We start from the raw sequence: 26,771 nt of genomic DNA, 5'->3' as shown, positions 1-26,771 counted from the left end.
GGGCCGCCGCGACCGCCTGGGACGACCTGGTGCTCGACGCCGCCTGCCACGTGCGGGCCGCACGCTGCCTGGACGACCTGACCTGGTCCCTGGCCGAGAGCCGGGACTTCGCCGAGCTCGCCCTGCAGACCGGCTCCTGGCCCCACGGCGTGGACTCGGCCCTGCTGTTCGGCTGCCTGCTGCACCTGACCGACCGGCTGGAGGCCGCGCAGTTCTGGTTCCAGTACGCCGCCGGAGCAGGCTCGCGGACCGCCGCCCAGTGCCTCTACCTCCACCACCTGTCCCGCGCCGAGGTCCGCACGGCCCGCCACTGGAAGCAGCAGGCCCGCGTCCTGCCCGTGGAGGAGCACCTGCCGCCGCTGCCCCCCGTCCCGGACAACCTGGAGGACACCCTCGGTGCCTCGGTCATCTGGACCTCGCCGCCGATCAGCACCCAGGACCTCACCACCCTCACCACCGGCCCCGGCCGGGCCGAACGCCCTCCGTACCGGCTGCCCGCGCGGCTGCGGCAGGCCGTCGCGGCACGCCCCCGCAAGGAGCACCCGGACCTGGGCGACATCATCACCCCGAGCCCACCCGTCGCCGTGGCCGTCGCCCGGCACGCCCGCCTCAACCCCGTGCACCTGACGGACGAGGCGAACGCCTGGGCCCTGGACGCCCTCAAACAACCGCAGTTGACGCACGCCGCGCGCAAGACCCCCGAAGGCCCGCCGGCCCCCGCCGCGCTGGCCTCCGTCCACCAGGCCCTGCGCGTGCTGGAAGTCGTCAACCGCTACTCCGGCGGCGTCAGCCTCACCCAGATCGCCCGCGAGACGAAACTGCCCCAACTGGCCCTCGCCCGGGCCACGGACCAGCTCGTCCGGGCCAACCTCGCCACTCCCACCGGACCGGACGCCTACGTCGCCGGCCACGCCCTGCTGCTGGCGGACGCGGCCGGCGGAGAGGGCCGGGGACACCTGCGCGAGACCCTCGCCTGGGTGCGCGACGCCGTCGGAGCGGCCGTCTACGTGGCCCGCTACACCGACGGCGAGGTCTCCATCACCCAGTACGCCGACGGTCCGAGCGCCCCCGCAGTCCACGAGTGGGTCGACTTCCGCGAGGCCGCTCACGCGTCCGCCGTCGGCAAGGCCCTGCTGACCCAGCTCGACTACGACGAGCGCAAGGACCACCTCGCCCGGCACGAGATGTCCCGCTTCACCTCCCACACCGTCACCAGCCAGGAGGCCCTCTTCCACCAGCTCGACACCCGCCGGCCCAACACCCCGCTGCTCGACCTCCAGGAGTACGCGGTGGGCACGGTCTGCGCGGCCGTACCGATCAAGGCCGGCCCGAACGCCGAGTGTGTGGCCCTGTCCATCCCCGTCCCCGACCCGGCCCGGCTCAGGCAGGCCGCCCGGATCCTGCAGAGCGAGGCCGCCGCCGTCTTACTCGCCCTGATCGTCGCGGGCAGCACCCATCCCACCCCGGCACGGCCCGCGTTCGACCCCCGTGCCGCGCTCTGGCAGTGTCCCGAACCCTCCGGGCGCACCGGCCTGGAGGCCACCGTCCTGTCGTCCACCTACTAGCGAGGGCCTTCCGCCCCGCCGGACGGCGGGCGGAAAGCCGAGCGGGCCCGGGCCGGATTCCTCCGGACCGGGCCCCGCTCGTACGGCTCAGGCCTTGCGCCGCCCGAGGCCGGCCGCCACCAGCAGGGCCGCGCCCACCACCAGGGCCGCGTCCACCGCCAGGACCGTGCGCACCCCGTCGAAGAGCGAGGTCCCCGTCGTGGCCAGCACGCCCAGCAGCGGGATCCCGATCGTGAGGCCCACCTGCTGGGTGGTGGTGACCAGACCCGTGGCCAGCCCCTGCTCCCCGTCCGGCACCCCGCTCGTCACGGTCAGCCCGTACGAGATGATCGCGCCCAGGTGGCACATGCTGGCCAGCGACACGGCCACGGTCGCCACCAGCGCGCCCGAGTCCGCACCCACCGCCAGCAGCGCCCCGGTGAACAGCCCCTGCCCGGCCAGCGAACCCACCAGGGTGCGGCGGGCGCCGAACCGCCCGATGAACCGGGCGGCCACCGAACCGGCGAGCGCCGACGCGATGCCCTGGACCCCGAAGACCAGACCGGTCAGGAAGGAGGACAGCCCCAGCGTCTCCTGGAGGTAGAGGGTCAGGACGAAGATGACCGTCGACATCATCGAGAAGGTCACCAGCCCGCCCACGTTGCCCCAGGCCACCGTCCGCCGCCGCAGCATCGGCAGCGACACCAGCGGAGCCGCGGCCTTCGACTCCACCACCACGAACACGGCCAGCAGCACCAGCCCGGCCACCAGGGCGGCCCGCACGTCCAGCCCGCCGAACCCGCGGTCGGCCGCCGTCGACAGGGCGTAGATCAGCGCGAGCAGCCCCGCGGTGACCGCGACGGCGCCCGGCACGTCCAGGCGCGGCCGCTCCGGGGTGCGGGACTCGGCCAGCAGCCCGGGGGCGAGGACCAGGACGACGAGCGCGGCGACCGCGAGCAGCCCCATGGTCGAGCGCCAGCCGAGGAGGTCGGTCATGACACCGCCGAGGACCATGCCGACCGTGAAGCCCAGGGAGAGCAGGGTGCCGGAGATGCCGAGCGCCCGGTCGCGCAGCGGGCCCTCGGGGAACGTCGTGGTCAGCAGCGACATGCCGGCCGGCACGACGGCGGCCGCTCCCAGGCCCTGGAGGGCGCGCCCGGTCAGGAAGGCAGCCGGGTTCCAGGCGAGGGTGGCCAGCAACGAGGCCGCGCCGAAGACCAGGAGCCCGGCCAGGAACAGCTTCTTGCGGCCGTACAGGTCGCCGATCCGGCTGAAGAGGAGCAGGAACCCGCCGGACGGCAGGCTGAAGGCGGTCACCGCCCACTGGAGGGCGGACGGACTCAGGTCCAGGTCCTTGCCCAGCACCGGCAGGGCCACGTTCAGGACGGAGAAGTCGAGCGCCACCATGAACTGGGCGGCGCAGAGCACGAAGAGGACCAGCCGTGCCCGGCCGGTGAGCCGGCCTTCCTCGGGGGCCGCCGTACGCGGCCCGGTGACCTCGGGGGTCCGGGTGTCTGTCGTCATGACCACCACCCTGGTGTCCCGGGAATGCTCGTGAAGAGTGGGAACTTATCCTGTTGGTGGCACCACCAGGCAGCCGGACAGGGGGAATCCGTGGCCACACCGATCGACCGCAACCGCCGTACGGAACTACGCGAGTTCCTGATGAGCCGGCGCGCCAGGATCTCCCCGGCGCAGGCGGGCCTCCCGGACGGCGGAGCCCGCCGCCGCACCCCGGGGCTGCGCCGCGAGGAGGTCGCCGTCCTCGCCGGGGTCGGGGTCTCCTGGTACCAGTGGCTCGAACAGGGCCGCGACATCACGGTGTCCGGGCAGGTCCTCGACGCGGTGAGCCGCGTCCTGCGACTGACCAGCGCCGAACGCCGGCACCTGTACGTCCTCGCCGGGCTCAACCCGCCCGCCCTCGAAGTCGCCCCCGCGGACCGGGACATGTGTCAGGGCCTGCAGCGGCTCATCGACGCCTGGATGCCCTTCCCCGCGCACATCATGGACACCTACTGGAACACCGTGATGTACAACGACGCGGCCGCGCTGGTCCTCGGCATGCGCCCGGAGATCGTGCAGAACTGCCTGATCGCCTTCTTCACCGACCCCGTCTACATGTCCCGCTCCCCGCAGTGGGAGGAGCTCGCGGTGGAGGTCGTGGCCCAGTTCCGGGCGGCCTGCTCCGAACACCCCGAGGACGAGGGCTTCCAGGCGGTCCTGGAACAGGCGCGGGAACTCAGCCCCCGGTTCGCCGAGCTGTGGGAGCGCCAGGACATCCGGCCCGGCGGCCAGCTCCGCAAGCAGATGGAGCACCCGGTCGTCGGCACCCTGCACGTGGAGTCGACCCAGCTGCGCGTGCCCGCCCGCCCCGACCTGGCGATCGTGCTGCACACCCCGTTGCCGGGCACGGAGACCGCCGAGAAGCTGGAGTGGCTGACCTCGCCGGAGGGGCGCCGCGGACTGATGTACCCGGTCGCGGGCTAGCGGCCCGCGCCGCTTCACAGGGTGCGGGCGCCGAGGGTGGCGACGGCGCCGACCATGCGGTCCCAGAACGCCTCGCGGTCCAGGGTGACGGCGACCCGCGCGTTCGCCGGCCGGCCGAGGTAGCCGTGCGGGTCCACGACGGTGGCCCCGCGGGTGTGCGTACCCCGCAGCTCCACCGCGACGTGCGCGTCCACGCACGCGACGATCGCCGGGTCGATGACCCGGGCCACCGCGACGGGGTCGTGCAGCGGAGGGTGGGGCATGCCCCACAGCCGGTTGTAGGCGGAGGCGAAGAAGGTCAGCAACTCGGCGCAGACCGTGCCCAGTTCCGTCCCCAGCGACGCGAAGCGGGCCACGACGTCCGGGGTGGCCAGGGCCTGGTGGGTGACGTTGAGGCCGCACATGGTCACCGGTACCCCGCTGCGGAAGACGATGTCGGCGGCCTCCGGGTCGGTGTACACGTTGAACTCGGCCGCGGGCGTCCGGTTGCCGCGCTCCGTGGATCCCCCCATCAGCACGATCTCGCGGATCCGGGCGGCACATCCGGGGTAGCGGGTCAGCAGCAGCGCGATGTTGGTCAGCGGTGCCGTGGGGACCAGCGTCACCGGCTCGGGGTGCTCGCTCAGGATCCGGTGGATCAGCTCCACGGCGTGCTCGGGCACGACATCCACCGAGGGCTCCGGGAACCGCGGCCCGTCCAGCCCGGACGCGCCGTGCACGTCGTCGGCGACGGAGAGGGGCTGGAGCAGCGGCCGCGCGCAGCCGGCGGCGATCGGCACGCCCGTGATGCCGGCGACGGTGCACACCCGGCGGGCGTTGAGGGTGGTCTTCTCCAGGGTCTGGTTCCCGGCGACCGTGGTGATGGCGAGCAGGTCGACCGCGGGATCGGCCGCCGCCAGCATGATCGCCAGGGCGTCGTCGTGTCCGGGGTCGCAGTCGATGATGATCGGTACGGGCACGGGCAGTTCCTCCCGGTGGGGGCGCCGACCCGCCCAGTCTGCCGTCGCGCGGCCGCGACGGCCGCCACTTGTGAGCCAAAACGCCGCATTCGTCGGCTCATACCCGCGCTTCGGCGGCCGATGGCGGGGCGGTTTCCCCCGGACGGGTGGCCGCGGCCCGGTCCCCGGGGTGGTGCCTGCCGCGCCTGCCCGGCCGGGCCCGGGGAGTGTGGAACGGTTCGAGCCGATCACGCATCGCAGCGATCGGAAGGACCCCCACATGTTCAGAACGGTGTTCACCGCCGGCGCGGCCGCCGCGCTCGCCGCCGCCGCTCTCACCCCCTCGGCGGGAGCCGCGAGCGGCGGCAACGCGTCCTTCGCACCGCCGGAGCAGATCACCATCGACGTGGTCCAGGTCAACGGCTCGGGCTGCCGCCCCGGCAGCGCCACCGTGGCCGTCGCCCCGGACAACACGGCCTTCACCGTGACGTACAGCGAATACCTCGCCCAGGTGGGCCCCGAAGCCAAGCCGACCGACTTCCGCAAGAACTGCCAGCTCGGACTCAGCCTCAACGTCCCGCAGGGCTACACCTTCGCCATCGCCCAGGCGGACTACCGCGGCTTCGCCAGCCTCCAGCAGGGCGCCAGCGCCACCCAGAAGGCCAGCTACTACTTCCAGGGCATGTCCCAGACCGCCAGCCGCAGCCACACCCTGCGCGGCCCCCTCCAGAACGGCTGGCAGGTCTCCGACACCGTCCCCGTCGAAGCCCTGGTCTTCCACCCCTGCGGGGCGAAGCGGAACCTGAACATCAACACCGAACTGCTCACCCAGGCCGGCACCTCCGACCCGGCCAGGACCACCAGCTTCCTCACCATGGACTCCACCGACGGCAGCATCAACACCAAGTACCACTTCACCTGGAAGACCTGCCCGCAGCGCCGCTGACACCGGTCGCCCGGCGGACGCGGAGGCGGTGGGCTGCCTCAACCTGCTCGAGCACGGCGGAGCCGCCCGTCTCGCCGCCCTCGGCGGCCGGGACCTGCTCGGACCGGCCGCCGCCCGGCTGTGAGCCAGGGCCCTGGCGTCGAAGGCCCGGCCGCGGTGATCCGGGCCCGCGTCGACCGCGAACCGGCCCCCGACAAGTCAGCCTCCGCAGCGCCCCCGCCGGCCTGCGGCTCCGCTACGCCGAGCCGGCTGCGTCCTCCTGGGCTGACGGTGTGTACGTCATGTGAAGAAATGTCATTGGGGGCGTTCGGGTGGGAGTCGCAGCCGCCTCGCAACCGAGTGCACAGAGTAATAACTCATCACAGTCAGTAACTACATTCGGGAGGTTCGATGGACACCACACCGACGTACGCACTGTCATCCCGCACGCCCCGCTGGGCACTCGACCCCTACCGGTTCCCCGGCCTGGAAGGCCTGGAGGAGTCCGAGCCCCTCGGAGACCCCGGCGGCTCGCCCGCCCCGGCGCCCGCCGCGAACCCCCACCGGCCCCCACGCTGACGCGGCGTCCGGGGACGGGGCCACGGACCCGTCCCCGGACCCGCCGCATCGCGAATCACCCGCCGCCGCGCTCCACAGGGGCTTACGATCTCGATCGGACGGTCCCGTCCCGCGACCGCCGCCCGCCCTGCACCCGTGGAGGTCAACCGTGTTCCGCACGGCCGAAGGACACCGCAGTCAGCGCAACAGCACCCGCCGCGGCCCCCGCGGCCGCTCCGGCCTCCGGGCAACGGCCTGCGCCGCCGCCGCGGCGGGCATGTTCCTCGCCGTGGGCTGCTCCTCCTCCGGCGACAGCGGGCCCGGGGAGGCGGCGGGCGGAGTCCCCGTCGTGCAGAAGGGCAAGCTCACCACCTGCACCCATCTGCCCTACCCCCCGTTCCAGTTCGAGCAGAACGGCAAGGTCGTCGGCTTCGACGTGGCCCTCATCGACCTCGTCGCCCAGAACCTCAAGGTCGAACAGAAGATCCTCGACACCCCGTTCGAGAACTTCAAGACCGGCGCCTTCCTGAACTCCGGCCAGTGCGACCTCGCCGCGGCCGGCATGACCATCACCGACGAGCGCAAGAAGAACGTCGACTTCTCCGTCCCCTACTTCGACGCCACCCAGGCCCTGCTGGCGACCAAGAAGAGCGGCATCACCTCCCTCGCCGACGTCAAGGCCAAGTCCGCCAAGCTCGGCGCCCAGGCCGAGACCACCGGCGAGAGCTACGCCAAGAGCCAGGGGTTCAACCCCGTCGCGTTCGAGAGCTCGGACGCGGTCCTCAACGGTCTGCGCACCGGCCAGGTCGACGCGGTCGTCATCGACTACCCGGTCGTCCAGGGCTGGCTCAAGGACAAGGCGAACGCCTCCGCGTTCGTCCTCGGACAGAACATCGAGACCGGGGAGAAGTACGGCTTCTCCGTGAAGAAGGGCAACTCCGCCCTCCTCGCCGCCATCGACAAGGCCATCACCACCGCCAAGGCCGACGGCACCTACAAGAAGATCTACGAGCAGTGGATCGGCCCGCTGCCCCAGGCAGCGTCGTGACCTCTCGGCTGACCCGGCGCCAGCGGCGCCGCGTCTGGCAGGGCGTCCAGTACGCGGTCTTCGTGGCGGTGCTGGTCCTGGTGGGCGTGCTGGCCGACTGGGACCGGCTGCAGAACCAGTTCGCGCAGAAGGACCTGGTGGCGCGGCTCTTCCCGCAGATCATCACCACCGCCCTGCGCAACACGGTGGTGTACACCTTCTCCGGGTTCGCCTTCGGCCTGGTGCTCGGGCTGGTCATCGCCATGATGCGGCTGTCGTCGGTGGCCCCCTACCGCTGGGTCGCGAGCGTCTACATCGAGCTGTTCCGCGGCCTGCCCGCCCTGCTGATCTTCATCTTCGTCGGGGTCGCCGTGCCCCTGGCGTTCCCCGGCACCGCGATCCCCGGAGGGACGTACGGGAAGGTCGCGCTGGGCCTCGGCCTGGTCGCCGCCGCCTACATGGCGGAGACGATCCGCGCCGGCATCCAGGCCGTGCCCAAGGGCCAGATGGAGGCGGCTCGCTCGCTCGGCTTCTCCTACGGCCGCGCCATGGTGTCCGTGATCATCCCGCAGGCCTTCCGGATCGTCATCCCCCCGCTCACCAACGAGCTCGTCCTGCTGTTCAAGGACTCCTCGCTGGTGCTGTTCCTGGGGGTCACCCTGGAGGAACGGGAGCTGACCAAGTTCGGCCGGGACCTCGCCAGCGAGACCGCCAACTCCACCCCGATCCTGGTCGCGGGCCTGTGCTACCTCCTGGTGACCGTGCCGCTGAGCTTCGTGGTGCGCCGCCTGGAGGCCCGCGCGGACCGGGCCACGTGAGGAGGAGGACACCATGCCACGGACCACGGGAACGGCGGGGAACACCATGGGCGCGGAGCGCGCGGAGATCGAGATCCGGGGACTGCACAAGTCCTTCGGCGACAACCACGTGCTGCGCGGCATCGACCTCGACGTCGCGCGCGGCGAGGTCGTGTGCGTCATCGGGCCCTCCGGCTCGGGCAAGTCCACCCTGCTGCGCTGCGTCAACCTGCTGGAGGAACCGAGCCGGGGCCAGGTCTTCGTCGGCGGCACGGAGCTCACCGACCCCGACGTCGACATCGACGCCGCGCGCCGCCGCATCGGCATGGTCTTCCAGCAGTTCAACCTGTTCCCGCACGTGAGCGTCACCGGCAACCTCACCCTCCCGCAACGCCGGGTCCTGGGCCGGGACAAGGAGAAGGCCGCCGCCGTCGCCCGCGAGAACCTGGAACGCGTGGGCCTCGCGGAGAAGGCGGACGCCTACCCGGCCCAGCTGTCCGGCGGGCAGCAGCAGCGCGTGGCGATCGCCCGCGCCCTGTCGATGGGACCGGAGGTGATGCTCTTCGACGAGCCCACCTCGGCCCTGGACCCCGAACTCGTCGGCGAGGTGCTGTCGGTGATGCGGGTCCTGGCGGGGGAGGGGATGACGATGATGGTCGTCACCCACGAGATGAGCTTCGCCCGCGAGGTCGCCGACCGGGTGGTGTTCATGGACGGCGGTGTCATCGTCGAACAGGGGCCCGCGGAGCAGGTGGTGACCCGGCCGGCCCAGGAACGTACCCGTGACTTCCTCAACCGCGTCCTGGATCCGGCCGCCGCCCCGGCCCCGGGCGGGCACGAGGACGGCGGCCGGGGGACGGCCGGCGGGGAAGGCGGCCCGCGGGCGGGCGGCTGACCCGGCCCCGGCCGCTCAGCTCTCGGTCCGCACCGGCCGCCACAGCAGGTAGGCGCCCGCGGCCGCGACCAGGACGGCCATGCAGGCGATGAACACCAGCCCCGCGCCCTCCAGCCCGACCGGACCCACCAGCAGCCCCACACCGATCACCGGCACCGAGATGCCGAAGTACGCCACCACGAACAGTGTCGAGATCACCGCGGCCCGCCGGTGCTCCGGCGAGGCCCCGGCCACCGCCGACAGCGCCCCGCGGAACGCCAGCCCCTGCCCGCAGCCGCCGACCAGCGCGCTCAGCACCACCAGCACCAGCAGCTCCCACCGCAGGGCCCCCGCCAGCAGTGCCAGCCCGCCCAGCAGGCCCGCGCAGCCCAGCGGCAGCGAACGCCGCACCCCGAACCGCCCGGCGGCCAGCTGCCCGGCGGTGGAGCAGAAGAAGGCCAGCGCGACGACCAGTCCGCCCACGGCGTGGTCGTGCACCCCGAGCGATGCGGAGAGGAACGCCGGGCTCACCGAGGTGAACACCCCGAACAGGGCGAAGCCCACGAACGAGGCGATCGCCGCCGGCCCGAACACCGGCCGCACCTGCGCGGGCAGCCCCGGCCGCTGGGGCCGCACGGCAGCCAGGGGGCCCCGCTCCCGCACGGTCTCCGGCAACCCCAGCACCACGGCGGCCGCCCCGGCCACCAGGGCGAAGTGCACGGCGAACGGCAGGTACAGCGGCCAGGGAGCGTACTGCGCGAGCACCCCGGCGAGCAGCGGACCGCAGCCGAGGCCGCCCATGTTGGCGGCCGTGGCCACGAACGTGGCCCCGCCCCTGCCCCCTTCCGGGGCCAGCTCCAGGACGTACGCCGTGGCGGCGCCGGTGAACAGCCCGGCGGACAGGCCCGACAGCAGCCGGCCCGCGTACAGCCAGGGCAGTCCGGAGGCGGCCAGGAAACAGACGGCGCTCCCCGCCGCACAGCCCAGCCCCGTCAGCAGCACCGGCCGCCGGCCCACCGAGTCCGAGGCGTTGCCGGCCAGCAGCAGGACACCGATGACCGCGAAGGCGTACACCGCGTAGACGACCGTCACCGTGAGCTCGGAGAAGGAGAACTTCTCCTGGTACAGGCCGTAGAGCGGGGTGGGCAGCGTGGTGCCGGTCATGCACACCGCGAACACCGCCCCGCCGAGCACACACTGCCGCCATCCCCGGCGATCACCGTCCATGCCGCCGACGGTAACCCCACCCGCCACCCCGCGCCGGTCAGGCGCGCGACCGCGCCGGGCGGCCCGGACCGCGTGCGGGGCGCTCGCGCAGGTGTTCCCGGGCGGTCCTCCAGCCGTCCTCCGGTGCGGTGCGAGCCGTGGTCCAGCCGGGCTGCGGCCGGCGCTGGCACCGTATCGGCACGGACGCGGGCCGGAGGGCATGCGCATTCCACCGCCGCTCCGACCCGGATGCGGCGGTCCTGCGGGGCCCACCCGTCCCCCGCGTGCGCGGAGCCTGCCGGCCGGGAGGCCGAGAAACAAAGGAGTTGCCCTGGTGAAGACCGTTCCGAAGTCGGGGAGTACCCGACGGGCCCCGCTGAACACCACCGCCCGGGAGCCCGGGCTGCTCCGGATCATGAAGGAGGACCTGGACGTCGTCGTCGCCCAGGACCCCTCCATGCGCAACCGCCGCGAGGCCCTGCTGCACGCCGCCCTGCCGGCCCTGTGGGCGCACCGCGTGGCCCACCGCCTGCACCGGCGTGGCATGCGCATGACCGCCCGGCTCATCGCCTGGCAGGCGCGCCGCAAGACCTCGGTGGAGATCCACCCCGGCGCCGTCCTCGGCCGGCGCGTGTTCATCGACCACGGCGCGGCCGTCGTGATCGGCGAGACCGCGGTGGTCGGGGACGACGTGACGATCTATCACCAGGTCACCCTGGGAGCGGTCGGCTGGTGGAGCGACAACAAGCGGCCCGTGGGTGAACGCCGCCACCCCGTGGTGGGCCACCACGTCGTGCTCGGCACGAACGCCACGGTCCTCGGCCCCGTCACCATCGGCGAGCACGCCGTCATCGGGGCCCAGGCCCTCGTCAACAAGGACGTCCCCCCGGGGGCCCGCGTCCTGGCCGCCACCGCCGTGATCAAGGCGGTCGGCGAGCAGCCGCAGCCCATGGAGGACCTGTACGCGGTGACCGCCTCCGCCGGCTCCTGGTAGGCCCCGGCCGCCGTTCCCCTTCCCCGCCTCGCACTGCCCCCCACGAACTGCGTCGGCGTACGGGCGGACCGTACGAACACCCCCGACAGGCAGCCGCACGACCCGACTTGTGAGGAACCACACGTGGAAAGCCGTAAGACGCGCCCCATCGCCGACAGCATCGAGGACCTGATCGGTTCGACCCCGCTGATCCGCCTCCACTTCGAGGACACCGCCCCGGGCACTCAAGTGCTGGCCAAGCTCGAGGCCGCCAACCCGATGTCCACCAGCAAGGACCGTGCCGCCCTCTACATGCTGCGGGCCGCCGAGGGGCGCGGTGAGCTCACCCCGGGCAGCGGCACCGTCATCGAGGCCACCTCCGGCAACACGGGCATCTCTCTGGCCGCGCTCTGCGCCGCCCGTGGCTACCGCTGCGTCATCGTGCTCCCCGACAGCGCCACCCGTGAGCGGATCGGCATGCTCAGGGCGCTCGGCGCGGACGTCGTGCGCACCCCGCGGGAGCAGGGCTACTCCGGCGCGATAGCCAAGGCCGAGGAGCTGCACGCGGCGACCCCCGGGTCCTGGTTCCCCCGCCAGCACGAGAACGCCGACAACGTCCGGGCCCACTACGAGACCACCGGCCCGGAGATCTGGGCCGACACCGAGGGCCGCGTCGACGTCCTGGTCTGCGGTGTGGGCACCGGCGGCACCCTGACCGGTACGGCCGCGTACCTCAAGGAGCAGAACCCGGGGATACGCGTCGTCGCGGTCGAGCCGGAGAACTCCCCGGTCCTCACCCAGGGCACCGGGGGCCTGCACCGCATCCCCGGTCTCAACGGCGGCTTCGTGGCCCCCACGACCGACGTCTCGCTGATCGACTACGTGGTGACCGTCACCGACGAGGACGCGGTCGCCGGCGCCCGGCAGCTCGCCCGCCGCCAGGGCATCTTCGCGGGGGTCTCCTCGGGTGCAGTCGCCCACGCCTCGGCCCGGCTGGCCGCCCACCCGGACTACGTCGGCGCCTCGATCGTCACGCTGCTGCCCGACACCGGCGAGCGCTACCTCAGCCTCTGGGAAGAGGAGGAGGCGGCCGCGGCCCGGGAATCGGCCGGCAAGCCCTCCGCCGCCCGCAGCCCGGCCGCCCCGCAGCCGGCCCGACAGGCTCCGCGGACTCCGCAGGAATCCCCCGAGCAGCCCCTGGCCCTGACCACGAAGGCCTGACCGAGCGGCCCAGGCCGCACGACGGCGTGCCGTACCCGGCTCGCCGCGCCGCACAGGACCGGCCCCTCGACGCGCCCCCCGGCGCCGAGGGGCCGGTCCTGTGCGTGGCGAGCCGCCCGCCGCTCCCGTCCGGGGCCGTGAAGTCGCGCCGCTCCAAGGACAGTTGCGCAATGGTGCCCAACGCAACGGAATCCGAAGCGAAGAAGCCACTTCACCATCGATTCGCAAGTTACCTGCGGGTTTGACTAACAAAAACACGGCCGATGACTTGCGTAACCCCGTGACCTCCGACAGTATCGGCCCCGTTCCGCCTCACAGCGCCCGGACGAGCACCGGCAACCCCGTGCCGTCCCACGCCCCGCGAGCCGCCCGATCCGAGCGGTCGCCCGTACGCGCCCTCCTCCGAGGCACATCCCCCTTTTCACGCGACCCCGCGTCGCGTTCCCTCTCATTCACCTACCCTCGAAGGCAAGGCAGAGATGGCACCACTGGCCTCGCGCCGACGTACCCCGGCAGCCGACCGTCACCCCGTGGACGTGGTCCCCCCGTTCTCCCAGCTGTCGTTGTACGGCTTCCAGCACGTCCTGGCGTTCTACGCCGGCGCGGTCCTCGTACCGATCATCCTGGGCAACAGCCTCGGACTCTCCCCCCGGGAGCTCGTCTACCTGATCAACGCCGACCTGGTCACGGCCGGCATCGCGACCATCATCCAGGCCTGGGGCTTCTGGCGGATCGGCGCCCGCCTGCCGCTCGTCCAGGGTGCGACCTTCACCGCCGTCTCCCCGATGATCGCCATCGGCCAGGGCGCGGGCGGCGGGACGGCCGGACTGCTGGTGGTCTACGGCGCCGTGATCACCGGCGGCGTCGCCACCTTCCTGCTCGCGCCGTTCGTCGGACGGCTCGCCAAGTACTTCCCCCCGATCGTCACCGGCACCCTCCTCACCGTCATCGGCATCGTGCTCATACCCGTGGCCCTGCAAGACGTCGGAGGCGGCACCGACCTGATCGGCAAGCCCGGCTTCGGCGCCCCGCAGCACCTCGCCTACGCCGGCGGCACCCTCCTGCTGATCCTGCTCCTCTCCCGCTTCGGCGGCCCCTTCCTGCGCAGCGTCGCGATCCTGCTCGGCCTCGTCGGCGGCACCGCCGCCGCCTGGCTGCTCGGCGACGCCGACCTCGGCGCGGTGGAACAGGCCGACTGGCTCGGCGTCAGCACCCCGTTCCACTACGGCGTACCGCAGTTCCAGCTCTTCCCGATGCTCGCGATGGTCGTCGTCATGGTGATCACCATGGTCGAGACCACCGGGGACGTCTACGCCATGGGCGAGATCACCGGCCGCGAGGTCGACGGCGAGACCGTCGGCCGGGCGCTGCGCGCCGACGGCATGGCCACCGTCCTCGGCGGCGTCTTCAACTCCTTCCCCTACGTGGCCTTCGCCGAGAACATCGGCCTCGTCAGGATCTCCCGGGTGACCAGCCGGTTCGTCGTGGTCGCCGCCGGCTTCCTGATGATCCTCCTGGGCCTGGTACCCAAGGCCGGAGCGGTCGTCGCCTCCGTCCCCCACCCGGTCCTCGGCGGCGCCGCCGTCGCGATGTTCGGCATGGTCGCCACCGTCGGCATCCAGATCCTCGCCAAGGTCGACCTGAGGGAGGAACGCAACGCCCTGATCCTGGCCCTCAGCCTGGGCGCCGCGATGCTGCCCGCCGCCGTGGGGCCGTTCTTCGAACGCATGCCCACGGAGCTGCGCGCCGTCCTCGGCAGCGGCATCACCCTCGGCAGCCTCACCGCCGTGCTGCTGAACCTGTTCTTCCACAGCCTGACCGGTCGCACGGCACGGGAGGAGATCGACTGGGACACCCTCGCCGACGCCCCGCCGGCGAGGTGATCCGCCCGTGTCCACACCCCCGTTCTCCCCCGCAGAGGCCAGGGCCGCGCGCGAGCGCCTGGGCATGACGCCCGGCCACGTCGTCGCCGCCATGGCGCAGCTGGGCATGCACCGGCCGCACGAAGCGGTCCACGCCTGGGAATCCGGTACGGCCGCCCCGTCTGAACCCGAGCTCCTCGCCCTGGCCGACGCCCTGTGGTGCCCGGTCGCGGTCCTCATGGCCGTCACGCCCGCCACCCTGCGGGAACACCGGCTGGCCCGCGGGTTCACCGCCGAACGCCTGGCCCAGCGCATCGGCATGGACCCGAACGCGTACGCCCGCGCGGAGGCCGAACACCGCTGGCCCGGCACCGACCGCCAGACCCTGCTCCTGGCCGACGCCCTCGGCCTGAGCTTGGAGGGACTGCTCGGCGTCCTCGACCGGGACAACGAACTCGTCGGCCTGCTGCACCAGGCCGTCGAGGGGCGCTGGAAGGTCCACGTCGCCGCGCTCGCCCATCTCGCGCAGGCCGACGAACGGCGGGTGGCGCGCGCACTGAAGGCGCTGCACCGTGAGTACACCCGGTTCGACGAGCGCTACATGGGCCACCTCGTCGCCCGCAACGACGACGCCCGGCTGCGCGAGATCGCCGCGGAGCGCGCGGCCTGGCTGCGGGCCCTGCCGGACCGCTTCCGCTCCCTCGCCGGCGTCGGCCCGGACCCGGCCGGGCGGTGAGGGCCCCGCCGCTCCGGTGCGCCGCCGCCCCCGGCGCCGGCCGCCCGGCATGATGGCCGGGACGGGCGCGGGAGTTCCGGGAGGACGGGCCGATGTGGGCAGCGGGTGAGGCGTACGAGCCGTACGTCGGGAGGTGGAGCCGCCTGGTGGCCGCCCGGTTCGTCCGCTGGCTGGACGCGGCCCCGGGCGGCAGCTGGCGTGACGTCGGATGCGGTACCGGCGCCGTCACCCAGGCGGTGCTGGACGCGGCCGACCCGGCGGCGGTGGTCGGCATCGACCCCTCGGAGGGCTATCTGGCGTACGCCCGCGCACACGTCCGCGACCCACGGGCCCGGTTCGTCCGGGCCGACGCCGTGCACCTGCCGTTCGCCGACGCCGCCGCCTCGGCGGCCGTCAGCGGACTCGTCCTCAACTTCGTGCCGGACGCCCCGCGCGCGGCCGCCGAGATGGTGCGCGTCGTCCGCCCCGGCGGACTGGTGGGGGTCTACCTCTGGGACTACGGCGAGGGCGGGATGGAGGCCATCCGGGCCTTCTGGGACGCCGCGACCGCCCTGGACCCGCAGGCCCGGACCCTGGACGAGGCCGTCCGGTTCCCCCTGTGCACCCGGACGGCACTGCGCGCGCTGCTGGTTGGCGCCGGACTCGCGGACGTGGAGACCGAGGAGATCCGCGTACCGACCCCCTTCCCGGACTTCGACGACTACTGGACCCCCTTCCTCGGCGGACAGGGCCCCGCCCCCACCTACCTGGCCGGACTCCCCGAGGACCGCCGCGCCGCCCTGCGCGAGCGGCTGAAGGCCGCGCTGCCCCGGGCGGCGGACGGCTCGGTCCCGCTCCACGCCCGGGCCTGGGCCGCCCGGGGACGCCGCGCCGCCTGAACCACCGCGAAGGCCCCCGCCCGTGGCCCGTACGGCGTCACGCGCGGGCCTCGGGCGCCCGGCGCCCGTCCCAGGGCCGGGCCCGTTCGAGCTGTGCGGCCAGGCGCAGCAGGGCGGCCTCGCCGCCGACGCGGCCCAGGAAGTGGACCCCGACGGGCAGCCCCTCGTCCGACCAGTACAGGGGGACCGACATGGCCGGAGCGCCGGTGATGTTGGCGACCACGGCCGGGAAGGCGACGAAGGGCCCGCTGCTGCGCACCGCACGCAGGGGATCGTCCTCGGTGGAGGTCATCAGCCCGAGTGGAAGCGGAGGCTGGGCGCGGTGATCGTGTCCACGTCGCCAGGTCCGAGGCTGCTCATCGCGGCCGCGGCTGGGCGAGACCGGTGCGAGGGAGCGGTCGCCGACCCACAGCCGGCCGAAGCCGGCCTCCTCGGCCCGGCGGGCGAACGGCACGATCCACTCGGGGCGGGCGTGGCCTCCGTACTGGGGCAGCGCTATTCCGATGTCCATCGGGCCGGTCTCGGCCCGGCCGCGACGCCGTGCCGGGGGTTTCCGGCCGCCCGGCGTGGCGTGACCACGCCTCCGGGGACGGCTATCCGCGCGGCCCGTACATGATCACGCCCACCCCGGCGAGGCAGATGAGCGCCCCGATGACGTCCGCCCGGTCGGGACGGTAGCCGTCGAGGACCATGGCCCAGGCGAGCGACCCGGCCACGAACACCCCGCCGTACGCGGCCAGGATCCGGCCGAAGTGCGCGTCCTCCTGCAGGGTCGCGACGAACCCGTAGACGCCCAGGGCGATCACCCCCGCACCGATCCACGCCCACCCCCGGTGCTCCCGCACCCCCTGCCAGACCAGCCAGGCGCCGCCGATCTCGAAGAGGGCGGCGGCGGCGAACAGGGCAACCGAGCGGACTACGAGCACGTCAACCACTTTCAGAGACGGAGAGGCACCGAAACTAACAGCGGTCGCCTGCCGCCCGCACCGCGGGCGGCAGGCCGGCAGGCAGGTAAGGGAAACGTGGACAACGGATCGTCGTTCGGGGCGCGGCTGTGGGCAGGGGCGCGGCTCGTCGCCGCCTGCGCCCTCACCGCCGTGGCGGTGCTGTACGCCGTGCTGTGCGTGAAGCTGGTCGCCGTCGACATGACGGAGGTCGTGTGCAGCGCCGGCGGCTGCCCGCGCGGGCTCGGGTGGCTGCTGCTGTGGGCGTTCGCCGCCGTGGCGGGGGCCTCCCTGTTGTGGTGGGCGGTGCTGCGGGGCCGCGCGTACCGGTCCGCGGCGCTCTGGGCGGTGGCCCTCTTCCTGTCCCCGGCCGCGCTGCTGCCGGCCTGGCAGGGGTTCGAGTGGCTGCGCGGCCCGCACCTGACCCTCTTCGGCTACCAGGTCCCGGAGGGGCCGGCCGCAGGCAGGCCGCTGGGGGCCTGGGAGGAGCACGGGTCCGGTTCCGTGATCCGGGTCCGCACGGACGGGGTGAGCGCGTACGACGGCGAGGGCCGCCACGGCTGGGGCATCGCCGCGCCCCCGGACGGGGCGGCGGTCTGCGGGATGAGCGAGGAGACCCCCGCCCGGACCGGGCTCCTGGTGTATGGGCGCGGCGGCGTGTGCGGCAGCCGCCTCGTCGCCGTGGACCTCGCCTCCGGCCGGCAGCTGTGGGCGCAGGACGTCCCGGACCCGTCGGGCACGGTGTCCGCGGGCGGCTCCCTCGTCCTGACGGCGCCGGGCGGCACCGTCGTGGCCCGTGACCTCGCCACCGGCACCGAGCGCTGGCGCTCCCCCCTGCCCGAAGGCGCCACCGCCACCGGCCTCCGGGCCGGCCCGGACCGCGTCCTGGTCACGGCCCGCTCCGCCCCGGGCGGCAGCGAACTCCTCGCACTGGACCCCGCCACCGGCACCCCCGCCTGGCGGGCCTCGCTGCCGGCCGGGGCCGAACCCGCGACCATCGTCTCGGCCGCCCCGGCGGCGGCCGTCATCGCGGGCGGCCGGCTCCTGGTCTTCGACGCGCGGGGCGGACAGCACACGGAGGGCTCCCCGTACGTCCCGTCGGCGGACGGACGCCGGATCCGCCTCGGCGACGTCCTGGTCGTGGCGGTCCCGGAGCGGGAGGAGCGGGAGGTCCTGGCCGGGTTCTCACTGACGGACGGCCGCCTCCTGTGGCGCCGTCCCCTCGGCGACGACTGGTCGGTCCGGACGCTGGGCGCCGCTGCCGGGGGCCGCGTCGCCGTGGTCTCCCGGGGCCCGTACAGCCACCTGTGGGACCTGGACCCGCGCACCGGCACCGCGACCGCAGAGCCGGCGGTGCTGCGCGTGCGCGACCTCCCGATGGGGGACCGGACGGTGCTGTACGGGCGGACGTTCGTCAACCTGGACCCCGGAGGGGCCCTCCCGCCGGTCTTCGACCTGGGACCGGTCCTCGGCTGGTGACGCGGCCGGTCGCCTATCCTCCCTGCCCATGACAGTGCTGCACGGTGTGTCCGTCGTCCTCGCCCCCACCCTCACCGAGGACATCCCCGCCCTGGCCGCCATCCGGGCCATGCCCGAGGTCCGCGCCCGGTGGCGGGGCGAGGACGACCTCGAAGGGGAGATCGCCGGGGACCTGGAGGACCCCGGCATCGTCTGCCTCACCATCAGGTACGAGCAGCGGATCGTCGGCATGATCCAGTGGTACTCCGAGGAGGAGCCGGACTACCGGCACGCCGGCATCGACCTCTTCCTCGACCCCGCCGTGCACGGCAGGGGCCTGGGCACCGACGCGGTCCGCACCCTCGCCCGCCACCTCGTCGACGACCACGGCCACCACCGGCTCGTCATCGACCCGGCAGCCGACAACACCGCGGCGATCCGCTGCTACGAGAAGGTGGGCTTCCGGCCGGTCGGCGTCATGCGCCAGTACGAGCGCGGCGCCGACGGCACCTGGCACGACGGCCTCCTGATGGACCTCCTGGCCGCCGAACTGAGGCGCTGACGAGCGCCCTGCCCGGACGGCGCCGGGACGGGCGACGCGGAGCGTGCGGTGTGGTGGTCGGCACCCGTCCGGCGCCCGGACCGGCTCCGGAACCGGTCCGGGCGCCGGACGGGTTGCCGCCTGGGCCCACGGAAGATCCTGCCCCTCCCCACGAGCCCAGTCAATCCTGGGGTTTTCTAAGGCAACCCCAAGCATTAGCTTGGGGTTTGTGACCTTGGACGATCTACGGGTGTTCCTGGCCGTCTGCCGGGCCGGAAGCCTCAGCGGCGTGGCGCGGGAACTGGGATGCACGCAGTCCGCGGTGAGCCAGCACGTGAAGCGGCTGGAGCGGGAGACGGGGGCGGTCCTGCTGGAGCGCCGGCCGCGCGGCGTGGTGCCCACCCCCGCCGGACGCATCCTCCAGGAGGCGGCCGCCGAGGGCATCGGCGCCCTGGACCGGGCGCTGCGCCGCATCGGCGAACTGGCCGACGGCGAGGGCGGCTCCGTACGGGTCGGCACCGGCGGGGCGACCGTCCGCCACTTCATGGCCGAGGCCATCGTCGGCTTCCGCCGCCGCCACGCCGCGGTGAGCCTGGAGTTCCGCACGGAGACCTCCAGCCGCCGCTGCTTCGACGCCCTGCTGGCCGGCACCCTCGACCTCGCCTGGGTCACCATCGGCCCGCCGGTCCCCGGCATCGAGCAGCGCCCCGTGGTCGACCTGCCCTGGGTCCTCGCCGTACGCGCCGAGGACCCGCTCGCGGCCCGCCCGGCCATCGGCGCCGCCGACCTCACGGACCTGCGCCTGGTGCGCCTCCCGCCGAACTCCCTCTCCGGCGCCCGCCTGGACGCGGCCCTCACCGGCCTCGGCGTCCGCGTCGGCTCCGACACCAGCGTGGCCGACTGGGACACCGCCCTCCTGCTCGCCGAACTCGGCCTGGGGCACACCGTCGTACCGGCCGTCCCCGGACTGCGGGCACCGGCGGGCGGGCCGCTGCGCCTGGTCCCCGTGACGGACCTGCCCCCGCTCCCGGTCGGCTGGGCGGTCCGCCGCTGGGACGCCCTCACCCCGCTTGCCCGTGCCTTCGCCGACACGGTCGCCGCAGCCTGCGCCGACCCGGCTGCCACCGTCCGGACTTGACCCTCACCCCACGTCAGGCTCCAGGCTGGACGCCGACGAAAGGGCAGGTGCATGAGCTATTCGGTGGGACAGGTCGCGGCCTTCGCCGGGGTGACGGTGCGTACGCTGCACCACTACGACAAGGCGGGGCTGCTCTCCCCGGGCAGCCGCAGCCAGGCGGGCTACCGGCTCTACGACGACGCCGACCTGGCGCGCCTTCAGCAGATCCTCTTCTACCGCGAGCTCGGCTTCACCCTCGAGGACACGGCCGCGATCCTCCGGGACCCGCAGGCGAACGTCCTGGAACACCTCCAGGCCCGGCAGCGGCAGCTCGGCGAGGAGATCGCCCGCCTGCGGCAGCTCGCCGAGGTGGCCGCGCGGGCCATCGAGGTCCAGCAGACCGGGGTCCGGCTGACCCCGGAGGAACGCTTCGAAGTGTTCGGCGAGATCACCTTCGACCTGAGCTACGCCACGGAGGCGGAGCTGAAGTGGACCGGCTCGCAGGGCCGCCGCGAGGCGATGGCCCGCGCCGCCGCCCACACCAAGGAGGACTGGCGCCGGCTCATGCGCGAGGCCACCGCATGGCGCGCCGAACTGCTCACCGCCTTCGACGAGGCGCAGCCCAGCGACGGCGAACGGGCCATGGACCTCGCCGAGGAACACCGCCTGCACGTCTCGCGGTGGTTCACCTCCTGCCCGCCCGACATGCACCGGCGCATCGCGGACGACTTCCTCGCCGACCCCCGCGCCTTCGCCCTCGTCGTACCGCCCTCGCAGCAGCGCCCGGGCCTCGCCGCCTACCTCTGCAAGGCCGTCCACGCCAACGCGGCGCGCCGCGCGGACGGCCGTACCGACACGGAAGAAACCCGATGAAGACACTGAAGATACTCATCGCCGCCGCCGGATCACGCGGCGACGTCGACCCCTACACCGGCCTGGGCGCCGCACTGCGCGCCGCCGGACACGAGGTCGCCCTGGCCACCACCGCCCCCTTCGCGCCCCTCGTGCACGCCGCGGGCCTGGAGTTCCGCGCCCTGCACGCCGACACCCGGCCGCGCGGGGACGTCACCGGCCGGCGCGAGCTGATGCGCACCGCCGCCGCGTTCCTCACCGAACTGGGCCAGGGCTTCGCCGACGCCGTGGACGAGGGCACCGACCTGCTCCTGCTGTCCACCACCACGGCCCCGCTCGGCTGGCACCTCGCCGAGGCCACCGGCACGCCCAGCCTCGGCGTCTACCTCCAGCCCACCGCCCCCACCGGCGACTTCCCGCCCGTGGTCACCGGCGCCCGCTCGCTGGGCCGGCCCGGCAACCGCGCGGCCGGACGGTTCGCCCTGCGCATGGCCGACCGGATCAGCGAGCAGGGCGTCGCCCGGCTGCGCGACCGCCTCGCCCTGCCGCCGCTCACCGCCTCGGCCATGCGCCGGCGCCGGGAGCGGGCGCACTGGCCCGTACTGCACGGCTGCAGCACGGCCCTGGTGCCGACCCCCGCCGACTGGCGGCCGGGCCTGGACGTCGTGGGCAACTGGTGGCCCCACCTCGACCCGGCCGAACGGCTGCCCGGGGACCTGGAGGACTTCCTCCGCGCGGGCCCGCCCCCCGTCCTCATCGGCTTCGGCAGCATGGCCTCCGGCGAGGGGGAACGCCTCGGCGAGCTCGCCGTACGGGCCCTGCGCCGCGCCGGACTGCGCGGCATCCTCCAGAGCGGCGCCGCCGGACTCGCCGCCGCCGGCGCCGGCCCGGACGTCCTCGTCGTCGGCGACGTCCCGCACGCCCTCCTCTTCCCCCGGCTGGCCGCGGTCGTCCACCACGCCGGGGCCGGCACCTCGGCGGCCGCGCTGCGGGCCGGGGTCCCCGCGGTGCCGGTCCCCGTGACCGCGGACCAGCCGTTCTGGGCGCGCCGCCTCGCCGCGCTGGGCGCCGCGACCGCTCCCGTCCCCTTCCGCTCCCTCACCGCCGAATCGCTCGCCGCGGCGCTGGAGCGGGTGGTCGGACAGGAGGCGTACGCCCGGGCCGCGCGGGCCGCGGCGCGGCACATCGCCGCCGAGGACGGAGCGGCCCGGGTCCTCGAAGCGGTCGAAGGGGCGGCCCGCGCGCGGTGAGCGCCGACGGGCGCCGCGAGCGGCGGATCGGAGCCCCGAAATCGTGTCGCCGCGCCCGTCACCGGCCACCTCGTGGAACCGTCTTCCCATGACTGAAGGATCGGTACCCCACATGTCCCCGGCGCGCATCACCGTCCTCTCCGTCCAGCAGGGCGACCCGCCGTTCCGGATCGTCGAGGTGGACGGAGAGGTCGTGGGCAGGGCGACGTCGATGACGGACGTGCTGCTGATCGCCGCCGAGGTCGGGGTCGTCATCCACGACCTCGACGACCTGGACGAGGTCCGGTGGGTCGGCGGCGGCAAGTTCCACTGGACGCTGCACTCCAGGAGGAACCGCCCGCCGGCTGCTGCCGACTGACACTCAGCAGGTCACGTACAGGGCCTCCGGCGAGCGGTGGACAAGGGTGGGGCGCATCCGCGGAGCGGGCCGGGCCGCGTCGAGCCGCAGGCCCGGCAGGGCCCCGGTGAACAGCTCCAGGGTGAGCCGCAGCTGGCCGCGGGCCAGGTGCGGGCCCGGGCAGGCGTGGGCGCCGTGCCCGAAGGCGAGGTGCCGGCCGTTCGCGGCCCGGCGGATGTCGAAGACGCCGGCCTCCTCGTGGCGCCGCCCGTCCCGGTTGGCCGACGCGTACGCCACCAGGAGGGCGGCGCCGGCGGGCAGCCGCGTCCCGGCGAGCTCCAGCGGCCGGGTCGTGACCTGGCGGAAGGCCTGCACCGCCGAGTCGAAACGCAGCCCCTCCTCCACCGCCGCCGGGACGAGCCCCGGATCGGCGCACAGGAGTTCCCACTGGCGCCGGTCGGCGAGCAGGTGCATCAGGGTGGTGGCGATCAGCGCACTGGTCGTCAGGAACCCGGCGATCAGCAGGTTCTGCAGATGGGCCACCAGCTCGTGGCGCTGCTCCTCGCCGAGCCCGGCGCCCGGCGGGGCGGCGGCGGCCGCCAGGTCCGAGCAGAGGTCCTCACGGGGGCGTGCCCGGCGCTCGCGGACGTACCCGTCGAGCAACTGCTGCAGTGCGACGACGTCCTCGGCGGCGGCCACCTGCTCCTGCGGCGCCAGCGGGCGGAACAGCAGTTCCCCGGCCCGGTACCCGCCGTGCACCGCGGCCGGTACGTCCGCCGGGTCCAGCCCGATCACCCGCCCCACCACCAGCCCGGGCAGCTTGCGCGCGTACGCCTCCACCAGCTCGGCGGACCCGGCCTCGGCGACCCGGGCCACCAGCTCCCGGGCGCACTCCCGCGCGTACGGCAGCACCGCCGCCGACCGCGCGGTGGACAGGGCCCGGTTGAGCGGGGCGCGGTGGCGCCGGTGGACGGCCCCATCGGAGGAGACGATGGTCTGCCGCGGTCCGAACCCGCGCGCCAGCACCCCGAGCGCCGCCTCCGCCGGCGTGATGTCGGGCAGCAGGGCGTTGGCGGAGGAAAAGACCGCCGTTCCTCCGCCCGGTCATACGGTCCTGGCCGGGCGGTTGATGACGCGGAGCGTGCCGAGCAGGTACAAGAAGGCGTCGGCCAGCGGGGAGTCCCGGTGGTCGCGGTCGAGGCGCTCCCAGTCGATCTGCTCGCGCAGCATGCGCGCCATCGGCAGCAGGTCCCCGAAGTCGCAGTAGTGCTCGCACAACGCGGCGAGGCGGCTGTCCATGAGGTCGGTGGGGGACAGGACCGGCATCCACACCGAGTCCACGGCCTTGACGGGCGCCCGTTCCAGCAGCGCGGTGCTCACCGGACGCCGGGCCAGCTCGAAGATCAGGTCGATCTCCTCACCGCTCGCGCGCCCCTTGACCAGCCAGTCCTCGGGGGCGCGGCGCATGGCGATGCCCCCGGCCTCCAGTGCCCGCACGGCCTCGTCGGCGTCCTCGGGACGGACGCAGAAGTCCGTGTCGTGCTGGAAGGTCGCGGGCAGTCCGTGGGCGAAGGCGGCGACGCTGCCGGCCAGGGCGAAAGGGGCGCCCGGACCCTTTGAGCAGGGTCGCCACCCTCTTGGTGGTCTCCAGGATCGCCTGGGTGTGGTCCTTCGGCAGAAGCCCTTCGCCGGACCCCGCCGAGCCCCTGCCCTCCGGCGGCACGGGGTCGCCGGGGAGGCAGGGGGCTGGGGTGTCACGACGGTGCACGGTGTGCCTCGGAGTGGCGGTCAATAGTAGTGCCGGCGGCCCCCCACGGCGTGCCCGACGGCGCCCAGCACCCACAGGACGAGGCCGATCACGACGAGGATGACGCCGATCGTCCAGAGGATCGAGATCCCGGTCAAGAAGCCGATGATCAGCAGAATGACGCCCAGGATAATCATGAGTACCTCCTGTGTCCCTCTCGAATGGGGACTCCCCGCGTCTACCACCCCCGCGCGGATTCATGCATGCGCGGAAACGCCGGCGGATTCCCCGGAGCATGGAGCAGCGCATTCCGGGTAGCCGCCAGGCGTTCGCTACCCCAAGCCGGGAGGGCCGTCATGAGCAAGATGAAGGGCAAGGCCGAGCAGCTGAAGGGCAAGACGAAGGAAGAGATCGGCGACATGGCCGACGACAAGACGATGGAGATGAAGGGCAAGGCGGAGAAGGCCGCAGGCCGCGCGAAGGAGTCCAAGGCGGACGCGGCGGCCCAGATGCGGAAGATCCACGACGCGAACCGGTGACCACCGGCCGCGCGCGGCGGGCACGGCGTACGCCTACGCCGTGCCCGCCGCGCGCGTCATCCCGGGGCGGCCCCGGCGGGCTTCCAGCCCCACGCCGTGAGCATGCCGGCCGACAGCGCGGCGCACTCCTCGGAGTCCAGGTACCGCACCGCCGCGTCGACCGCGGCGTCGTCCACCAGGCCGGTGCCGGTCATCGCCGCCCGGCTGCGTTCCCACGTGTCCGCCCAGAAACGGCTGAGGGGGCTGCCGGGCTCCAGCGGCGGTACGTGCATCTCGGCGGCGACCGGCACGAGTCCCGCCGCGCGCAGCAGCCGCGGGTACGAGGGCACCCAGGACACGTCCGTCCCGATGGTCTCCCGCAGCCCCTGCCACATCGCCCGCATGGCGGCGGCGTACGGCGTGCCGGGCTCCGAGCCGCTCGTCAGGTCGACCGCGTCGCTGAGCACCAGCACACCGCCGGGCTCGACCCGTTCGGCCAGCGCCGCGATCAGGCGCTCGCGCTCGGGCAGGTGCATCAGCACGAAGCGCGCGTGGACGAGCCGGAACCGGCGGCCCGCGGCGAACTCCGGGCCGGTGACGTCGGCCTGCAGCACCTCGAGCCCGGGCCGCTCCCGCAGGAAGCGCACGTCCCGGTCGACCGCCAGCACGGCCGCCACCCCGGCCTCGTCCAGCAGCCGGCGCGAGACCGTCCCCGTGCCCGCGCCCACGTCGAGGCAGCTCCACCCGGGACCGGCCCCCAGCGCCCGCAGCCGCGCCATGGTGATGTCGTCGTACGCGAGGGCGCCGAAGTCGATGCGCTCGCCCTCACCCGCCTGCTCCGGCCGGAACACCGCCTCCCCGTAACGCCCGCCGGGCTCCCCGGCGTTCACCGGACCGCCCGGCCGCTGCCGGGGGACGGCGGATCTTCGGACTGCGTCATGGCCGGACCTCTTCACGCGGCGGGGGCGGAGCCGGCCGCCCCCAGCCGGGGCAGCCGTCCCTCGATCCTGCACCCCCGGGCGCCCGGCGGACCGAGGCGCGCCGCAGCCGCCGGCCGCCTGCCGGGCATCGCCCGGACGGGGGGTCAGGAGCCGGCGGCCCGGGCGGAACCGGTGCTCGTGCCGTTGGAGGTGCCCAGGAAGCAGGTCACCGTGCGGTCGCCGAGCAGCCAGCTGCTGGCCTGCGGGTAGTAGTAGAAGACCTCGAGGTTGTTCGGCAGCTTCTCCGCCTCGCCCACGTAGTCGGTCAGCGCGGAACCGCCGCACTTCTCCTCGGACATCGTGACGATCTTGTCCGCGCCGGGGAACGCCCCGTTGTCCAGGGTGAAGACCGCGTACGCCTCGCCCTCGTGGGGCTGGGTGCAGGGCACGGTCCGCACCGAGAGGCGGGCCTGCGTGCCGTCGCCCTTCTGGGTCTTCGACAGGTCGTCGTCGGTGTTGAAGCAGTCGCCCTTGCGGATGTCCTCCACCTTGCTGGATCCCGGCGTGGTGACCTGGCCGTGGGTGTCGCGCCGCGGAGTGGAGCCCCCGTCAGCCGCCCTCGTCAGTCCGAGGATCACCGCCAGCACGATGATGAGGAGGCTCACGCTGTGGATGACCACGGCCGCGATGGCCAGCCCCTTGCCCTTCCCGCCCTCCTTGCGTATCTGGGACATCGCGACGATGCCCAGGATGAGCGGAACCGTCGGTACCGCGCAGACGAGCGACATCACGAACGCCACCACGGCAACCGTGTTGGTCTTCTGCTGCTGCGGCTGGTACCAGCCCTGCGGATCGCCGTACGGCGTCGCGGGCCCGGGCATCGCGCCCTGCGGCGGCTGGCCGGGCTGGCCGTACGGCCCCGGCTGCCCGTACGGCTGCTGCGGGTACGGCGGGGGCTGAGGGGGTGTCGACATGCGCGTGGTGCTCCTCGCGGGCGGGTGGGACAAGCCCGCCGACTGGGCGTCGAGGCACAGGGCGGGGACGGATGAGCGGATGATGTG

The 26,771-nt window shown here is 73.9% G+C and carries 28 protein-coding genes and 1 pseudogene; 19 read left to right on the top strand and 10 right to left on the bottom strand.

Annotated elements, in window-relative coordinates; all coding sequences use genetic code 11:
* Positions 1-674: 674 nt before the first annotated feature.
* A pseudogene (locus BX286_RS02590) lies at positions 675-1,442 on the top strand (IclR family transcriptional regulator); the annotation flags it as partial.
* Between the two features lie 210 nt (positions 1,443-1,652).
* Here the strand turns inward: BX286_RS02590 and BX286_RS02585 are convergent.
* Complete coding sequence (locus BX286_RS02585) at positions 1,653-3,068, bottom strand: MFS transporter (RefSeq protein ID WP_079432134.1); 1,416 nt, start codon at positions 3,066-3,068, stop codon at positions 1,653-1,655.
* A 141-nt stretch (positions 3,069-3,209) separates the two neighbouring features.
* Between BX286_RS02585 and BX286_RS02580 the strand changes: the two genes are divergently transcribed.
* Positions 3,210-4,031, top strand: coding sequence for a helix-turn-helix transcriptional regulator (locus tag BX286_RS02580; RefSeq protein ID WP_237293399.1), 822 nt, complete (start codon positions 3,210-3,212; stop codon positions 4,029-4,031).
* Positions 4,032-4,045: 14 nt separating this feature from the next.
* Here the strand turns inward: BX286_RS02580 and BX286_RS02575 are convergent, their stop codons facing one another.
* Entirely contained in the window at positions 4,046-4,990 is a 945-nt protein-coding gene (locus BX286_RS02575) for a nucleoside hydrolase (protein WP_100862191.1), read from the bottom strand.
* A 259-nt stretch (positions 4,991-5,249) separates the two neighbouring features.
* On the opposite strand from BX286_RS02575, the gene BX286_RS02570 reads away from it, so the two are divergent.
* From BX286_RS02570 to BX286_RS02555, 5 genes are all read left to right on the top strand, one after another.
* Positions 5,250-5,915: a DUF4360 domain-containing protein gene (locus BX286_RS02570; protein ID WP_079431114.1), complete on the top strand. Its 666-nt coding sequence runs from the start codon at positions 5,250-5,252 to the stop codon at positions 5,913-5,915.
* Positions 5,916-6,305: 390 nt separating this feature from the next.
* On the top strand, positions 6,306-6,473 hold the full coding sequence (locus BX286_RS36365) for a hypothetical protein (RefSeq protein ID WP_159036679.1): 168 nt from the start codon (positions 6,306-6,308) through the stop codon (positions 6,471-6,473).
* 256 nt (positions 6,474-6,729) lie between these two features.
* Positions 6,730-7,500 carry an ABC transporter substrate-binding protein gene (locus BX286_RS02565; protein ID WP_121017501.1) on the top strand — a complete coding sequence of 257 codons (771 nt, stop codon included), beginning with the start codon at positions 6,730-6,732 and terminating at the stop codon, positions 7,498-7,500.
* Entirely contained in the window at positions 7,497-8,297 is an 801-nt protein-coding gene (locus BX286_RS02560; RefSeq protein WP_079431115.1) for an amino acid ABC transporter permease, read from the top strand. Before BX286_RS02565 ends, BX286_RS02560 begins: the two co-directional genes overlap by 4 nt.
* A gap of 13 nt (positions 8,298-8,310) precedes the next feature.
* The gene (locus tag BX286_RS02555; RefSeq protein ID WP_269467134.1) at positions 8,311-9,171 is read left to right on the top strand and encodes an amino acid ABC transporter ATP-binding protein; all 861 of its coding nucleotides are present in this window, start codon (positions 8,311-8,313) and stop codon (positions 9,169-9,171) included.
* Positions 9,172-9,186: 15 nt separating this feature from the next.
* Here BX286_RS02555 and BX286_RS02550 read toward each other — a convergent pair whose 3' ends face one another.
* Entirely contained in the window at positions 9,187-10,377 is a 1,191-nt protein-coding gene (locus BX286_RS02550) for an MFS transporter (RefSeq protein WP_079431117.1), read from the bottom strand.
* Positions 10,378-10,771: 394 nt separating this feature from the next.
* Between BX286_RS02550 and epsC the strand changes: the two genes are divergently transcribed.
* The 5 genes from epsC (at position 10,772) to BX286_RS02525 (ending at position 16,026) form a co-directional block, all read left to right on the top strand.
* On the top strand, positions 10,772-11,350 hold the full coding sequence (epsC, locus tag BX286_RS02545; protein WP_185117220.1) for a serine O-acetyltransferase EpsC: 579 nt from the start codon (positions 10,772-10,774) through the stop codon (positions 11,348-11,350).
* 123 nt (positions 11,351-11,473) lie between these two features.
* The gene (locus BX286_RS02540; RefSeq protein WP_079431118.1) at positions 11,474-12,550 is read left to right on the top strand and encodes a PLP-dependent cysteine synthase family protein; all 1,077 of its coding nucleotides are present in this window, start codon (positions 11,474-11,476) and stop codon (positions 12,548-12,550) included.
* Between the two features lie 530 nt (positions 12,551-13,080).
* Positions 13,081-14,433 (top strand): nucleobase:cation symporter-2 family protein, encoded by a 1,353-nt coding sequence (locus BX286_RS02535; protein ID WP_237293203.1) that lies wholly within the window; start codon positions 13,081-13,083, stop codon positions 14,431-14,433.
* 7 nt (positions 14,434-14,440) lie between these two features.
* Complete coding sequence (locus tag BX286_RS02530) at positions 14,441-15,148, top strand: helix-turn-helix transcriptional regulator (protein WP_100862190.1); 708 nt, start codon at positions 14,441-14,443, stop codon at positions 15,146-15,148.
* A gap of 92 nt (positions 15,149-15,240) precedes the next feature.
* Positions 15,241-16,026: a class I SAM-dependent methyltransferase gene (locus BX286_RS02525; RefSeq protein ID WP_079431121.1), complete on the top strand. Its 786-nt coding sequence runs from the start codon at positions 15,241-15,243 to the stop codon at positions 16,024-16,026.
* 37 nt (positions 16,027-16,063) lie between these two features.
* Here BX286_RS02525 and BX286_RS37330 read toward each other — a convergent pair whose 3' ends face one another.
* Together BX286_RS37330 and BX286_RS02515 are read right to left on the bottom strand one after the other, a co-directional pair.
* Positions 16,064-16,537 carry an amidase family protein gene (locus tag BX286_RS37330; protein WP_079431122.1) on the bottom strand — a complete coding sequence of 158 codons (474 nt, stop codon included), beginning with the start codon at positions 16,535-16,537 and terminating at the stop codon, positions 16,064-16,066.
* 82 nt (positions 16,538-16,619) lie between these two features.
* On the bottom strand, positions 16,620-16,952 hold the full coding sequence (locus BX286_RS02515) for a YnfA family protein (protein WP_079431123.1): 333 nt from the start codon (positions 16,950-16,952) through the stop codon (positions 16,620-16,622).
* Positions 16,953-17,048: 96 nt separating this feature from the next.
* Here BX286_RS02515 and BX286_RS02510 point away from each other — a divergent pair, with 96 nt between their 5' ends.
* The 6 genes from BX286_RS02510 to BX286_RS02485 all read left to right on the top strand — a co-directional run bounded on the left by BX286_RS02510 (position 17,049) and on the right by BX286_RS02485 (position 22,546).
* The gene (locus tag BX286_RS02510) at positions 17,049-18,449 is read left to right on the top strand and encodes a PQQ-binding-like beta-propeller repeat protein (protein WP_121014437.1); all 1,401 of its coding nucleotides are present in this window, start codon (positions 17,049-17,051) and stop codon (positions 18,447-18,449) included.
* Between the two features lie 28 nt (positions 18,450-18,477).
* Entirely contained in the window at positions 18,478-18,990 is a 513-nt protein-coding gene (locus tag BX286_RS02505) for a GNAT family N-acetyltransferase (protein ID WP_121014436.1), read from the top strand.
* Between the two features lie 208 nt (positions 18,991-19,198).
* Positions 19,199-20,107: a LysR family transcriptional regulator gene (locus BX286_RS02500; protein WP_100862186.1), complete on the top strand. Its 909-nt coding sequence runs from the start codon at positions 19,199-19,201 to the stop codon at positions 20,105-20,107.
* A 51-nt stretch (positions 20,108-20,158) separates the two neighbouring features.
* Positions 20,159-20,959 (top strand): MerR family transcriptional regulator, encoded by an 801-nt coding sequence (locus tag BX286_RS02495; protein ID WP_079431127.1) that lies wholly within the window; start codon positions 20,159-20,161, stop codon positions 20,957-20,959.
* 5 nt (positions 20,960-20,964) lie between these two features.
* Positions 20,965-22,188: a glycosyltransferase gene (locus BX286_RS02490; RefSeq protein WP_121017500.1), complete on the top strand. Its 1,224-nt coding sequence runs from the start codon at positions 20,965-20,967 to the stop codon at positions 22,186-22,188.
* An 88-nt stretch (positions 22,189-22,276) separates the two neighbouring features.
* Positions 22,277-22,546, top strand: a complete 270-nt coding sequence (locus BX286_RS02485; RefSeq protein ID WP_079431128.1) for a hypothetical protein — start codon at positions 22,277-22,279, stop codon at positions 22,544-22,546.
* Between the two features lie 3 nt (positions 22,547-22,549).
* Here the strand turns inward: BX286_RS02485 and BX286_RS02480 are convergent, their stop codons facing one another.
* From BX286_RS02480 to BX286_RS36360, 3 genes are all read right to left on the bottom strand, one after another.
* Positions 22,550-23,551, bottom strand: a complete 1,002-nt coding sequence (locus tag BX286_RS02480; protein ID WP_315974687.1) for a cytochrome P450 — start codon at positions 23,549-23,551, stop codon at positions 22,550-22,552.
* 78 nt (positions 23,552-23,629) lie between these two features.
* Positions 23,630-24,022: a hypothetical protein gene (locus BX286_RS37325; protein WP_261993317.1), complete on the bottom strand. Its 393-nt coding sequence runs from the start codon at positions 24,020-24,022 to the stop codon at positions 23,630-23,632.
* Between the two features lie 291 nt (positions 24,023-24,313).
* Positions 24,314-24,469 carry a DUF6131 family protein gene (locus tag BX286_RS36360; RefSeq protein ID WP_167747614.1) on the bottom strand — a complete coding sequence of 52 codons (156 nt, stop codon included), beginning with the start codon at positions 24,467-24,469 and terminating at the stop codon, positions 24,314-24,316.
* A gap of 159 nt (positions 24,470-24,628) precedes the next feature.
* Between BX286_RS36360 and BX286_RS02470 the strand changes: the two genes are divergently transcribed.
* The gene (locus BX286_RS02470) at positions 24,629-24,811 is read left to right on the top strand and encodes a CsbD family protein (protein WP_079431130.1); all 183 of its coding nucleotides are present in this window, start codon (positions 24,629-24,631) and stop codon (positions 24,809-24,811) included.
* Between the two features lie 56 nt (positions 24,812-24,867).
* Here the strand turns inward: BX286_RS02470 and BX286_RS02465 are convergent, their stop codons facing one another.
* Both BX286_RS02465 and BX286_RS02460 read right to left on the bottom strand, forming a co-directional pair.
* Complete coding sequence (locus tag BX286_RS02465; protein ID WP_079431131.1) at positions 24,868-25,680, bottom strand: trans-aconitate 2-methyltransferase; 813 nt, start codon at positions 25,678-25,680, stop codon at positions 24,868-24,870.
* Between the two features lie 194 nt (positions 25,681-25,874).
* A complete protein-coding gene (locus BX286_RS02460; RefSeq protein ID WP_079431132.1) occupies positions 25,875-26,684 on the bottom strand; it encodes a DUF4190 domain-containing protein in 810 nt (269 codons plus the stop codon).
* Positions 26,685-26,771 lie beyond the last annotated feature (87 nt).

It is taken from the genome of Streptomyces sp. 3211.6 (genome assembly GCF_003634815.1).
Taxonomy (GTDB): domain Bacteria; phylum Actinomycetota; class Actinomycetes; order Streptomycetales; family Streptomycetaceae; genus Streptomyces; species Streptomyces katrae_A.
The sequence above is the reverse complement of the archived record's forward strand: the minus strand, read 5'-3'. Positions and strand labels throughout refer to the sequence as shown.